This window comes from Actinoplanes sp. CA-015351, from assembly GCF_050955685.1.
In the GTDB taxonomy this organism is placed as follows: Bacteria; Actinomycetota; Actinomycetes; order Mycobacteriales; family Micromonosporaceae; genus Actinoplanes.
On sequence record NZ_CP192102.1, the window covers coordinates 5,290,558 to 5,302,453 of the forward strand.

At 70.5% G+C, this 11,896-nt stretch carries 13 protein-coding genes; 7 read left to right on the forward strand and 6 right to left on the reverse strand.

Going from position 1 to position 11,896, the window contains the following annotated elements; translation table 11 throughout:
• Positions 1–23: 23 nt before the first annotated feature.
• Together ACQP2E_RS24275 and ACQP2E_RS24280 are read left to right on the forward strand one after the other, a co-directional pair.
• Positions 24–368, forward strand: coding sequence for an ArsR/SmtB family transcription factor (locus ACQP2E_RS24275; RefSeq protein ID WP_433825240.1), 345 nt, complete (start codon positions 24–26; stop codon positions 366–368).
• Positions 365–694 carry a hypothetical protein gene (locus ACQP2E_RS24280; RefSeq protein ID WP_433825241.1) on the forward strand — a complete coding sequence of 110 codons (330 nt, stop codon included), beginning with the start codon at positions 365–367 and terminating at the stop codon, positions 692–694. Before ACQP2E_RS24275 ends, ACQP2E_RS24280 begins: the two co-directional genes overlap by 4 nt.
• 58 nt (positions 695–752) lie before the next feature.
• Here the strand turns inward: ACQP2E_RS24280 and ACQP2E_RS24285 are convergent, their stop codons facing one another.
• A complete protein-coding gene (locus ACQP2E_RS24285) occupies positions 753–1,748 on the reverse strand; it encodes a sulfotransferase family protein (RefSeq protein WP_433825242.1) in 996 nt (331 codons plus the stop codon).
• Between the two features lie 85 nt (positions 1,749–1,833).
• Here ACQP2E_RS24285 and ACQP2E_RS24290 point away from each other — a divergent pair, with 85 nt between their 5' ends.
• Entirely contained in the window at positions 1,834–2,181 is a 348-nt protein-coding gene (locus ACQP2E_RS24290) for an MmcQ/YjbR family DNA-binding protein (protein WP_433825243.1), read from the forward strand.
• A 47-nt stretch (positions 2,182–2,228) separates the two neighbouring features.
• Here the strand turns inward: ACQP2E_RS24290 and ACQP2E_RS24295 are convergent, their stop codons facing one another.
• The 5 genes from ACQP2E_RS24295 to ACQP2E_RS24315 form a co-directional block, all read right to left on the reverse strand.
• Positions 2,229–3,017, reverse strand: a complete 789-nt coding sequence (locus tag ACQP2E_RS24295; RefSeq protein ID WP_433825244.1) for an ABC transporter ATP-binding protein — start codon at positions 3,015–3,017, stop codon at positions 2,229–2,231.
• Positions 3,014–4,060: a FecCD family ABC transporter permease gene (locus ACQP2E_RS24300; protein ID WP_433825245.1), complete on the reverse strand. Its 1,047-nt coding sequence runs from the start codon at positions 4,058–4,060 to the stop codon at positions 3,014–3,016. The genes ACQP2E_RS24295 and ACQP2E_RS24300 overlap by 4 nt, the downstream gene beginning before the upstream one ends.
• The gene (locus ACQP2E_RS24305) at positions 4,057–5,082 is read right to left on the reverse strand and encodes a FecCD family ABC transporter permease (RefSeq protein WP_433825246.1); all 1,026 of its coding nucleotides are present in this window, start codon (positions 5,080–5,082) and stop codon (positions 4,057–4,059) included. The genes ACQP2E_RS24300 and ACQP2E_RS24305 overlap by 4 nt, the downstream gene beginning before the upstream one ends.
• Entirely contained in the window at positions 5,082–6,080 is a 999-nt protein-coding gene (locus ACQP2E_RS24310; RefSeq protein ID WP_433825247.1) for an iron-siderophore ABC transporter substrate-binding protein, read from the reverse strand. Before ACQP2E_RS24310 ends, ACQP2E_RS24305 begins: the two co-directional genes overlap by 1 nt.
• 78 nt (positions 6,081–6,158) lie before the next feature.
• Positions 6,159–7,202: an ABC transporter substrate-binding protein gene (locus tag ACQP2E_RS24315; protein WP_433825248.1), complete on the reverse strand. Its 1,044-nt coding sequence runs from the start codon at positions 7,200–7,202 to the stop codon at positions 6,159–6,161.
• A gap of 180 nt (positions 7,203–7,382) precedes the next feature.
• Here ACQP2E_RS24315 and ACQP2E_RS24320 point away from each other — a divergent pair, with 180 nt between their 5' ends.
• From ACQP2E_RS24320 to ACQP2E_RS24335, 4 genes are read left to right on the forward strand one after another with little or no spacing between them, the layout of a single operon-like run.
• A complete protein-coding gene (locus tag ACQP2E_RS24320; RefSeq protein ID WP_433825249.1) occupies positions 7,383–8,390 on the forward strand; it encodes a FecCD family ABC transporter permease in 1,008 nt (335 codons plus the stop codon).
• Positions 8,387–9,415 (forward strand): FecCD family ABC transporter permease, encoded by a 1,029-nt coding sequence (locus tag ACQP2E_RS24325; RefSeq protein ID WP_433825250.1) that lies wholly within the window; start codon positions 8,387–8,389, stop codon positions 9,413–9,415. Before ACQP2E_RS24320 ends, ACQP2E_RS24325 begins: the two co-directional genes overlap by 4 nt.
• Before the next feature lie 48 nt (positions 9,416–9,463).
• Positions 9,464–10,246 carry an ABC transporter ATP-binding protein gene (locus ACQP2E_RS24330; protein ID WP_433834024.1) on the forward strand — a complete coding sequence of 261 codons (783 nt, stop codon included), beginning with the start codon at positions 9,464–9,466 and terminating at the stop codon, positions 10,244–10,246.
• Between the two features lie 38 nt (positions 10,247–10,284).
• Positions 10,285–11,892, forward strand: coding sequence for a methyl-accepting chemotaxis protein (locus ACQP2E_RS24335; protein ID WP_433825251.1), 1,608 nt, complete (start codon positions 10,285–10,287; stop codon positions 11,890–11,892).
• Positions 11,893–11,896: the final 4 nt, after the last annotated feature.

Sequence of the window (11,896 nt, forward strand, 5' to 3'; positions counted from 1 at the left end):
TTATATAAGCGTAAGGTTATTCCGTGCATGCGTTCGACGTGCTCGGTGACCCGGTCCGGCGCCGGATCCTCGAGCTGCTCGCCGCCGGCGAGCAGACCTCCGGCGCCGTGACCGCCGCCATCCGGGCGGAGTTCGGCATCAGTCAGCCCGCCGTCTCCCAGCACCTGCGGGTGCTGCGCGACAACGGCTTCGCCACCGTGCGCCCGGACGGCGCCCGCCGCCTCTACGCGGTCGACGACTCCGCGCTCCGCGAGGTCGACGAGTGGCTGGCGCCCTTCCGGAGGTTCTGGACGCCGCACCTCGCCGCGATGGCGACCGAGGTGGCCCGCGGCAAGCGCCAGCGACGCATCGAGGGAGAGCGCACATGATCGACACCAAAGAACAGATCAATCGGGTACGCCGGGAGCTCGGCCCCCGCGTGCTCGAGGCCGGTGAGGCTCGCGAGCTGACGATCAGCCAGGTCTACGACACCGGCCTCGACGACCTGTGGGCCGTGGTGACCGAGCCGTCCCGGATCGAGCGGTGGTTCCTGCCGGTCTCCGGTGAGCTGCGCATCGGCGGCGCGCTCTTCATGAAACAGAGCAGCGACGCGTGGGCGGCCGCCGACATCGCGGCGGGCGAGAAGCCGCAGGAGGCACTCCGCCGGGCGGACAACACCTACGCCTTCTACACCGGCACCGCCGAGCCGGCTTGACGCCAGGGCCGCCGGCTGCCGCCCACGGCGGCCGTGACGTTAAGCCGGATCGGGCGGGTCAGTGGTCGGCGGATTCCAGGCGGGCCGGCAGGGCTGGACCCCGGCGGCGGCTGCGCAGGCTGCCCCGGACGTCGTCGGCCCGCAGACGGGCCGTTCCCAGGCGATCCCGCACGGCCAGCCAGGTCCGCGTGGCGCGCGCCCGGCCGCTCCGGTGCGCCGCCGCCGACACCTGATATCCCAGCCGGGTCAGCCGGTCGCCGAACACCGCCTCGCACAGCTCGATCTCCTCGGCCGTGAGCCGGGTCTGCCAGCTCGCCACCCGGGCCGTGGTCACCTCGGAGTGGGTCAGCGAGTGCCACGTCTTGTACTCCGGCACGGCCACCGGGGCGAGCTTGGACGGGCGGGCCATCGCCGGGTCGTACTCCTCGCCGAGGAAGGCGCAGATCGACTGCAGGTGCGGCTCCGGATCGGAGACCAGATCCTCGTACCGCACCTGGTGGTAGACATCGGCCGGATAGAGCCGGGCGGCGCGCATCGAGGCGTCGGCGGAGCGGGCGTACGTGTCGACGAGCTTGCCGAAGTCGGTGGGGCGCCACGGCGTCTCCTTGAGCGAGGCCACGCAGTCCCGGCCGTCACGCAGGATGTTGATGATCTGGGCGTCCGGGAACAACCGGAGGATGATCGGCAGGTTCCGCAGGTAGGACGGCCGTTTGTCACCCCAACGGGGCTTGCCGAAGCGTTGCGCGTACAGCTTGAAGATCGTCCCGAAGGCCGAGCCGAGCGTGGCCGGCGCCGCGACGACGGCCTCGACCACCGCGGGTCCTTCGAGGCCGAGGTCGTCGAAGTGCGGGGACGCGACGATCCACTCCGCCAGCGCTCGCCTCTGCGAGGGGTTGCTGAGGTCGCCGTACTCGTGGCGGCGCTCGTAGGCCGGCAGCAGGAACCGGTTCTCCGGCGGAAGCGCGATCCGCGGGTGGGCGTGCAGCATCAGCTGAAGCATCGTCGTGCCGGAGCGGGGACATCCGACGACGAAGATCGGGCGGTCACTGGACATGCCCTAGACGGTAAAATAGTTTTTGTCCCTTTTGCAAAGAAAGTCGCATCTATATGGAGCCGGCGGCGTGTGGTAGACCGGCCTCATGAACGCTTCTGACCTGTTGAGACACTGCCTCGCGAAGCCCGGAGCCTGGCAGGACGAACCCTGGGAAGGTGACGTAGTCGTCAAGGTGGGCGGCAAGATATTCGCGTTTCTGGGCGATGTGCAGGCCGGTCGCACCGTCGGCGTCAAGTGCGGCAAGGGCCGGGACGCGGCCGACGAGTGGCTGGATCGCTACCCGGACGACGCGTCGGCGAGCGCCTACATCGGGCGGCACGGGTGGAACACGCTGCGCTTCGGCGGAGCCATTCCGGACGAGGAGATCATCGAGGCCGTCGACGCGTCCTACGAGACGGTGGTGGCGGCGCTGCCCAGGAAAGACCGCCCCTAGAGGCAGAGGCCAGCGGTCAGCGGCGCCGGGCAGCGCGGTGTGGCTGGTCACGGCTCCCTGGGTACGGGGATGACCAGGGGTGTTCCGGTAGCCGGGTCCGGGACGACCATCGCCTTGAGGTCGAACACCTTGTCCAACAGCTCCGGAGTGAGCACCTCCTCCGGTGTACCGGTCGCCACGATGCGGCCGTCCTTCATGGCGACAAGCACGTCGGCATAGCGGGCCGCGAGCGAAAGATCGTGCAGGACCATCACAACGGTCCGCTGTTTCTCCCGGTGCAGACGGCGGATCAGGTCGAGCACGTCGATCTGGTGGGCCAGGTCGAGGAACGTGGTCGGTTCGTCGAGGAGCAGCAGGTCGGTGCCCTGGGCCAGGGCCATGCTGATCCAGGCGCGCTGCCGCTGACCGCCGGAGAGAGCGTCGACCGGGCGGGAGGCGAACTCCAGCATGCCGGTCCAGCGCAGCGCGTCGGCGACCAGGTCCTCGTCGTCGCCGGACCACTGGCGGAACCAGGTCTGGTGCGGGTGCCGTCCGCGCATCACCAGGTCGGCGACGGTGAGGCCGTCCGGAGCGCTCGGCGACTGCGGGAGCACGCCGAGGATGCGGGCGACGTCACGGGTGGGCATCTTGTCGATCCGCACCCCGTCGAGCAGCACCTCTCCCCCGCCGGGGCGCAGCAGCCGGCCGAGGGCGCGGAGCACGGTGGACTTGCCGCAGCCGTTCGGGCCGATGATCGCGGTGATCCGCCCGTCGGCCACGGATATATCCAGATTTTTCGTGACTTGGACCTCGCCGTAGGAGAGGCTCAAATCCGACCCGCGCAACCGGTCGTTCATCCGCTGATCCTCCGGGAGCGTCGCACCAACAACCACAGCAAATAGGGTGTCCCGACCATCGCCGTGAGCAGCCCGACCGGCAGTTCCTCGGGCGCGACGACGATCCGGGCGAGCAGGTCGCAGCCGACCACCAGGAACGCCCCGAGCACCGCGGAGGCGACAAGCGGCGGCCGGCTGCCGCCGCAGAGCCGCAGGGCGATCTGCGGGACCACGAACGCGACGAACTCGATCGGTCCGGCGGCGGCGACCGCGGCGGCGGCCAGAGCGGCCGCGACCACCACGACGGCCAGTTGCGCGCCCTGCAGGCGCAGGCCGAGCCCGCGGGCGGTGTCGTCGCCGAACTGGAGCACGCGCAACGCGATCGAGACGGCGAGGGCCGCGGGCAGGAGCACCACCAGGGCTACGGCGAGGGGGCGTACGTGTGACCAGTCCCGCCCGGCGAGGGATCCGCTGAGCCAGATGCTGGCCCGGGACACGTCGGCCACCTCGGCGCGGAGCAGCAGCCACGAGGTGACGCCGGCGAGCAGCTGGCCGGCGCCGAGCCCGATCAGCACGAGCCGGTACCCGTCGATGCCCTGCCGCCAGGCGAGCAGATAGATGGCGGCGGCGCTGAGCAGGGCGCCGGCCAGGGCCGCGATCGGGATGAGTCCCACGCCGAGGACGATGGCGGCGACCGCCCCGGCCGACGCGCCGTAGGTCACGCCGAGCACGTCCGGGCTGGCCAGAGGGTTGCGGGCGAAGGTCTGGGTGAGCGCTCCGGCGACCGCGAGGGCGGCGCCGGCAAGCAGGCCGCAGAGCACCCGCGGCAGCCGCAGGTTGAGCAGGATGTGCCGCTCGATGCGGGTGCCGCCGCCGGTGACGACCTGCCAGACGGTTTCCGGGCTGATCGGGAAGTCGCCGTGCCCGACGGCGGCGACTCCGGCCGCGACGGTGGCGGCGAGCGCGAGCAGGGTGACCGCGACGGTTCGCAGCGGAACGGCGGCGGAGACCGGCCCGGCCCGGAGAACCCGCCGCCCCGGAAGCACCAGCAACGGAGAGCTCACAGCCGCACCATCCGGATCCGGCGGACCAGCCAGATGAAGAACGGCGCGCCGACGAACGCCAGCACGATCCCGGTCTGCAACTCGGCCGGGCTCGCGATCAGCCGTCCGGCCACGTCCGCGATCAGCACCAGGCTGACGCCGAGCAGCGCGGCGAACGGGACCAGCCATCGGTGATCAGGACCGGTCAGGACTCGTGCGATGTGCGGCACGATCAGCCCGGCGAACGCGAGCGGCCCGACCGCGGCGGTGGCGGCACCGGCCAGCAGCACGATGGCGGTCACGCCGAGGGTGCGGGCGAGCACGATGTTCTGCCCGAGCGCGCGGGCCACGTCCTCGCCGAGGCCGAGCGCGTTCAGCGCCGGGGCGTTGATCGCGGCGACGATCAGCCCGGTCACGATGAACGGCAGCACCGCCCAGGCGGTCTCGTAGTCACGTCCGGCGAGCGAGCCGACCACCCAGAACCGGAACACCGACAGCGTGTCCGGGTCGTTGATCAGGATCGACGAGGTGAACGAGGCGAACAGCGCGCTGAGCGCCATCCCGGCCAGCGCGAGCGTGACGGGTGTCGGCCCGCCCGCGCCGGCCGCGCCGAGCGAGAAGACCAGGACGCTGGCCACGAGAGCGCCGGCGAACGCGAACCACACGTACCCGTGGAAGTCGTTGATCTTGAAGATCGAGATGGCGAGCACCACCGCGAAGCTCGCGCCCGCGGAAACCCCGAGCAACCCGGGGTCGGCGATCGGGTTGCGCGTGTGCCCCTGCATCAATGCGCCTGCGGCGCCAAGACCCAACCCCACCAGGACCCCGAGCACGGTACGCGGACCGCGCAGCTCCCGGACGACCGCGGTGGCATCGGAGCCGTCCGGATTGACGAGGGCCTGCCACACCTCGGCCGGGTGCAGGCTCTGCGCGCCGAGACCGAGGCTGAGCAGCACCGCGACCGACGCGATCAGCAGCAGCGCGGCCAGCCCGGCGAGCCGGGACCCTCGCCCGGTGCGGGTGAGTGTCCCGGCTGCCGTCATCAGGCCCCGGCCGCCTTCGCGACGTCCGGAACCGTGTTGTCGATGAAGAACGGCACCGAGAGCGGGCTCGGGTTGCGCAGCGCCATGAACGCGTCGGTGCCGACTGCCACGTACTTGCCGTTCTTGACCGCGTTCAGGTTCTTGAACAGGGTGTTCGACTCCAGTGCCGTCTTGAGCTGCGGCTCGGTGCAGTAGACGAGCACCACGTCGGCGTCGATCGTGGCGATCTTCTCGAGGCTCAGGGTGACCGCGAAGTCCTCGCCGGGCAGGGCCGCGACCGCCGGGGCCAGCTTCATGCCGAGGTCGGCGAAGGCCTTCACGGTGACGTCGGAGTCCGAACGCAACACGCCGATGGTGCCGGCCTCGTACACCTGGGAGATGGTGAAGGTCTTGCCGGCCAGCTGCGGGTACTGGGTCTTCACCGCGTCCGACTTGGCCTGCACCTGCGCGATGATCTGCTCGCCCTGCTCGGACTTGCCGAGCAGCTTGGCGACCTGGCGCAGGGTGGTCTGCCACGGGTCCTCGAAAGGCCCGGTCTCGTACGCGGTGGTCGGCACGAGCGGCGAGAGCGCCTTGTACTCGTTGTCGATGTAGTAGTCGCCGCCGGCCAGGACCAGGTCCGGGTTGAGCGCGGCGATCTCTTCCGGGTCGACGCCGTTCTCGCCCTGGACCAGCTGCTTCGGGTTGCTGGTGATCTTCGGCTTGGCCCACGGGCTCAGGCCGCCCTCGGCGACCGACTGGTACACGCCGACCGGCTGCACGCCGAGCAGCAGCAGGGCGTCGAGGTCCGCGTCGGAGAGTGCGACGACCCGCTCGGGGGCCTTCTCGACGGTGGTGGTGCCGAGCTTGTGGGTGATGCTGACCGGGAACGCCCCCGCGGCGGCCCCGGACGAGCCGGATTCCGGCGTGGCGGTCTCGTCGCCGGAGGACGAACAGGCCACGAGCGTGCCGGCGCTGAGCGTCAGGGCTATCAGAGAGGTGAGAACTCTTTTCACCATCGGGCTTCGCTTTCCATGGGGGTCGGCAAAATCCCCGCCGTTGCCGGCTCACACCGGCATCGACGGGGATTCAGGGAATCAGGCGAGCTTCTTGGACTTCTTGATCGCCGCGGTGAGTGCCTCGAGCAGCGGGGCAGCGCCGTTCCAGGAGTAGATCGGGACGGCCTGCCACGGGAAGACCTGGTTCGCCTTGACGGCGGGCAGCGCGGACCAGCCCGGCTTCGACGCCAGGTCGTTCGGCTGCAGGGTGCCGGTACGCGCGTCCAGGAAGATGATGTCGGCCGCGTACTTGTCGGCGTTCTCCCAGCTCAGCGACTCGTAGTAGTCACCGCCGTCGGTCTTCTCCGGAACGATGATGTCGACGCCGAGTTCCTTGAAGTACATCAGGTCGGAGGACACCTTCGGGTTCGACACGTAGAAGATGTCGGCCGCGCCGGAGCCGGCGAGCACCTTGATGCCACCGCTGGCCTTGGCGGCAGCGGAGAGGTCGGCGGCGGCCTTCTCGAAGCGGGCCTTGGCCTCGGTCACCTTCGGGGCGTTGAGGTCGGCGCCGAGGGAGGCGGCGAGCTCGGCGTACCGCTCGATCGGCTTGGTCAGCGGGACCCGGCCGACGGTGATCGTGGCGGTCGGCGCGAGGCCGAGGATCTTGTCCTGGCTCTCGGCCGGGATGTACCAGTACGCGCCCGGGTCGAACATGTGGGTGACGAGCAGCTCGGGGCTGAGCGCCGCGTACTTCTCGACGGAGAACTCGCCCCAGGCGTTGCCGATGATCTGGACCTTGTTGATGTCCAGGTCGCCGGCCTGGTCCTCGGCGGTGCCATCGGCCTTCTTGGTCTCGCCGAAAACGCCGACGATGGAGTCCTGCAGGCCCAGGTCGACCAGCGCTGCGGCGGTGCCGGTGAATGCGACGATCTTGCTGGGGGTCTTGTCGGCCTTCAGCTCCTTGGGCTGGTCGTCGGTGAACGACCAAGGGCCGGCAGCGGCGGCGGGTGCGGACGCGTCAGACGAGGGGGACCCGGTCTCCTCGTTGTCACCACAGGCGCTGAGCAGCGCGCCGAGACCGGCAGCGCCGCCGGCGGCCAGCAGGCCACGACGGGAAAAAGAAAGGTTCGAGTACGACATCACAAAGTCTTTCTCATGGGTACGACCGGTCACTCGACCGCGTGAATGGTTAGGCTAACCTAACGAACCGAACGCGCGTCAACAGGATCTACCGAACCGTGACGGGAGCATCAACTGTCCACCTATGACACCCCGACGGACCAGGGGATCCGCACCACGTCGCCGGCCGGTCCGGGCGACGTGGACAAACCCGGTCCCGCGCACCCGGGCAGACGGGTCTCGGTACGCCTCACCGGCCTGGTGATCTCGTTCGTCCTGCTCGCCGTGGTGCTCGTGCTCAGCATCGGTTTCGGCGCACGTTTCCTCAGCATCGGCGAGGTCTGGGCCGGTCTCACCGACCCCGCTTCGCAGTACTACCGGATCGTCCACGAGATGCGGCTTCCGCGTACCCTGCTCGGTTTGATGGTCGGGATGGCGCTCGGCCTGGCCGGCGCGATCATGCAGGCGCTGACCCGCAACCCGCTCGCCGACCCGGGCCTGCTCGGCATCAACGCCGGCGCCTCGGCCGGTGTCGCCTCGGCCGCCGTCTTCCTCGGCATCGGCTCGTTCTACGGCTACATCTGGTTCGCCCTGCTCGGCGCCGCGGTCGTGACCGCACTGGTCTACACGGTCGGTGGTGGACGGTCGGCGACCCCGGCCCGGCTCGCTCTCGCCGGCGCGGCACTTAACGCGACGCTGTACTCCTATGTGAGCGCCACGCTGCTCTCCGACTCGCAGGCCATCGAGAAGGTCAAGTTCTGGACGGCCGGCTCGCTGGCCAGCGCGGACTTCGCCACGGTGACCCGGCTGCTGCCGTTCTTCGCGGCCGGCCTGCTGGTGGCGCTCGCGGCGGCCCGCCCACTGAACGCGCTGTCGCTCGGCGACGACGCGGCTCGCGCCCTCGGCGCCCGGCCCGCGGTGATCCGCACCGCGGTCATCGTGGCGGTCACCCTGCTCTGCGGCGGCGCGACCGCCGCCTGCGGCCCGATCGTCTTCGTCGGCCTGCTCGTCCCGCACATGGTCCGCCCGTTCACCGGGCCGGACCTGCGCTGGATGCTGCCGTACACCGCGGTGCTCGCGCCGGTGCTGCTGCTCGGCTCCGACGTGCTGGGCCGGATCCTCGGCAGCCCCGGCGAGCTGCAGGTCGGCACGGTCACCGCGGTCCTCGGTGGTCCCCTGTTCCTCTATCTAGTGCGAGCCGCCCGATGACTACCCTGACGATGGAAAAATCGGTCGGCAGCCGGGTCGGGGTCCGGCCGCGTGCCCTGGCCGTCGGTGTGGTCGCCGCTCTGCTCACCGCGGTTGTCGCGGTGCTGACCCTGGGCACCGGCGAGTTCCCGATCGCCCCCGCCGACGTGGTGAAGACCCTGTTCGGCCAGGGCACCGCGGCACAGGACTTCATCGTCAACGAGCTGCGCCTGCCCCGGGTGATCACCGCGATCCTGGTCGGCATGGCCCTGGCCGCCGGCGGCGCGGTCTTCCAGTCGCTGGTACGCAACCCGCTGGGCAGCCCGGACGTGCTCGGCATCACGAACGGCGCGAGCACCGCCGCGCTCACCGTGGTGATCCTCGGCGGCAGCAGCACCCAGCTCTCCCTGGCCGCGGTCGCCGGCGGCCTCGGCGCTGCCGTGCTGATCCAGCTGGTCGGCGGCAAGCACGGCCTGCACGGTTACCGGTTCATCCTGGTCGGCATCGGCATGTCGGCCATCTTCACCGGCATCAGCGGTTACCTGCTGACCCGGGGCGTGCAGATGGAGAACGCCCGGGCGCTGCTCTGGCTGACCGGCAGCCTGGACGGCCGGGACTGGCAGCAGGCCGGCCCGCTGCTCGGCGTGCTGGTGCTCACGCTGCCCATCCTGCTGCTGGCCTGCGGCCCCGGCCTGCGGATCCTGGAGATGGGTGACGACTCGGCGGCCGCGCTGGGCGTACCCGTGAAGGTCTTGCGGACCACCGCGCTCTTCACCGCCACCCTGCTCGTGGCGTGCGCCGCGGCAGCGGCGGGACCGGTCGCCTTCGTCGCGCTCATCGCGCCGCACCTGGCCAAGAAGATCACCAGGGCGCCCGGGCCGAATCTGGTGCCGGCCCTCGCCGTGGGCGCGCTGCTGCTGGTCGGCGCCGACTGGATCGCCCAGCACACGCCCCGGGTGCTCCCGGTCGGTGTGGTGACCGGCGCCATCGGCGGCGCGTACCTGGTCTGGCTGCTCACCATGGAACGCCGAGCCGGGCGGATCTGAACAATGTCTATTTCAGGAGAGAAGATGAGTCGCCTCAGCGGTACGGGAATGACTCTGGCGTATGACAAGCGGGTCATCGCCGAAGAGCTGAGCGTCGACATCCCGGACGACTCGTTCACCGTGATCATCGGCCCGAACGCGTGCGGCAAGTCCACCCTGCTGCGCGCGCTGTCCCGGCTGCTCAAGCCGGCCGCCGGCACCGTGCTGCTGGACGGCAAGGACGTGCACTCGGTGCCCACCCGGCAGGTCGCCAAGACGCTCGGCCTGCTGCCGCAGTCGTCGACCGCGCCGGACGGCATCACCGTGGCCGAGCTGGTGGCCCGCGGCCGGTACCCGCACCAGAGCCTGATCCGCCGCTGGTCGGCCCAGGACGAACAGGTGGTGACCGAGTCGATGGCCGCCACCAACGTCGGTGACCTGGCCGACCGCAACGTCGACGAGCTCTCCGGCGGTCAGCGTCAGCGGGTCTGGCTCGCCATGGCGCTCGCCCAGCAGACCCCGCTGCTGCTGCTCGACGAGCCGACCACATATCTGGACATCGCGCACCAGATCGAGGTGCTCGACCTCTGCGCCGAGCTGCACGAGACCCAGGGCCGCACGCTGGTCGCCGTCCTGCACGACCTCAACCACGCCGCCCGGTACGCCACCCACCTGATCGCCATGCGCGACGGCAAGGTGGCGAAGTCCGGCCCGGCCGGCGAGGTGCTCACCGCCGCGCTGGTCGAGGACGTCTTCGGCCTGCCCTGCCGGGTCATCGACGACCCGGAGACCGGCACCCCACTGGTTGTCCCGGCGGCCCGCAAGCGTGCCCAGACGGCGGCGGCCGGCTAAGCGCTCATCAGCGGTGACAGTCTGACGATATAGGGGACATGGCCCCTCAAGCAGCGCCGGACGGCGCGAGCGGTAACGTCCTGACCCGGTCGTTCACGAACCTCCGGGTCAGGAACAAAATTCTCACCGCCGTGCTGCTGGTCGCGGTCGTCGTGACGGCGGCCTGTGTGCTGGCGGTCATGCGGATGGCCGACATGGATCGCCGGATGACCGAGGTGCGGACCACGAACGTCCGCAACCTGGCGCTGCTGAGCGAGATGCGCGGCGCACAGTCACTGCTCAACCACTATGCCGCCGCGTCGATCTCGGCCGGCGGTGACGCCACCGCCCAGGCCGCCATCGGGAAGAACCGGGCGGCCGCGATGGAAAGCCTCGGCGTCGCCCTGGGGGCATATCAGGCCCAGCCCAAGAGCGCCGCCGAGCAGGAGACGCTCGCCACGTTCGCCGACGGGTGGGAGCAGTACAGCACCGCGATGGCCGCCATCGCGGCCGGCAAGGAAGCTGACATCGACTTCGAGACCGTGGTCAGCGGCATGGACGCGAACCTCGCGGTGCTCTCCGAGGAGGCGGCCGCCACCGCCGCCGCGGCCGCGCAGGCCGCACACGACAGGTACACGACGGCCCGCCAGGAGGTGCTCGCCACCCTCGGAGCCGGCCTGCTGATCGGTATCGGATGCGCGCTCGCCGCCGCCCGCTCGATCACCCGCAGGCTGGACTCGGTCGCCGAGGCGATGGAGGCGGTCGCCGTCGGCGACCTCACCCGGACCATCCCGGCGACCGGCAAGGACGAGCTCGGCGCGATGGCCCGCTCGGTCAACAAGGCCACCCATTCGGTACGCGACACCGTGTCCGCCCTGGCCGACGGCGCCGCCACGCTGGCCCAGAGCTCGAACGCGTTGTCACAGGTCAACGCCCAGACGGTGGCCGGTTCCCAGGCCGTGTCGGAGCGGGCCGAGTCGGCGAACACCTCTGCCGAGGAGGTCTCCTTCAACCTGCAGACCGTCGCCACCGGCGCGGACGAGATGGCGCTGGCGATCCAGGAGATCGCACAGAGCGCCAGCGCCAGCGCCGGGGTGACCATGGAGGCGGTGGCCGTGGTGGCGGAGACCACCGAGACGGTCAGCAAGCTGGGCGCCAGCTCGCAGAAGATCGGCGACGTGGTCAAGACGATCACCTCGATCGCGGAGCAGACCAACCTGCTCGCGCTCAACGCGACCATCGAGGCGGCCCGGGCCGGCGAGTCCGGCAAGGGCTTCGCCGTGGTGGCCGGCGAGGTCAAGGAGCTGGCCCAGGAGACCGCGAAGGCGACCGAGGACATCTCGCAACGCGTACAGGCGATCCAGGCCGACACCGACAGCGCAGTCGCCGCGATCACCCGGATCGGCGAGGTCATCGCGAGGATCGACCAGTTCCAGACCACCATCGCGTCGGCGGTCGAGGAGCAGACCGCGACCACCTCGGAGATGAACCGCAACGTGGCGACCGCCGCGTCCGGCGCGGCCCGGATCGCCGAGAACATCGGGTACGTCTCCACCGCCGCCGGGCAGAGCCGGACCGCCGTGGCCTCGGGTCAGCAGGCCGCCGCCGAGCTGGCAGCCCTGGCCGACGACCTGAACAACCTGGTGGGCCGCTTCCAGTACCGCTGATCTC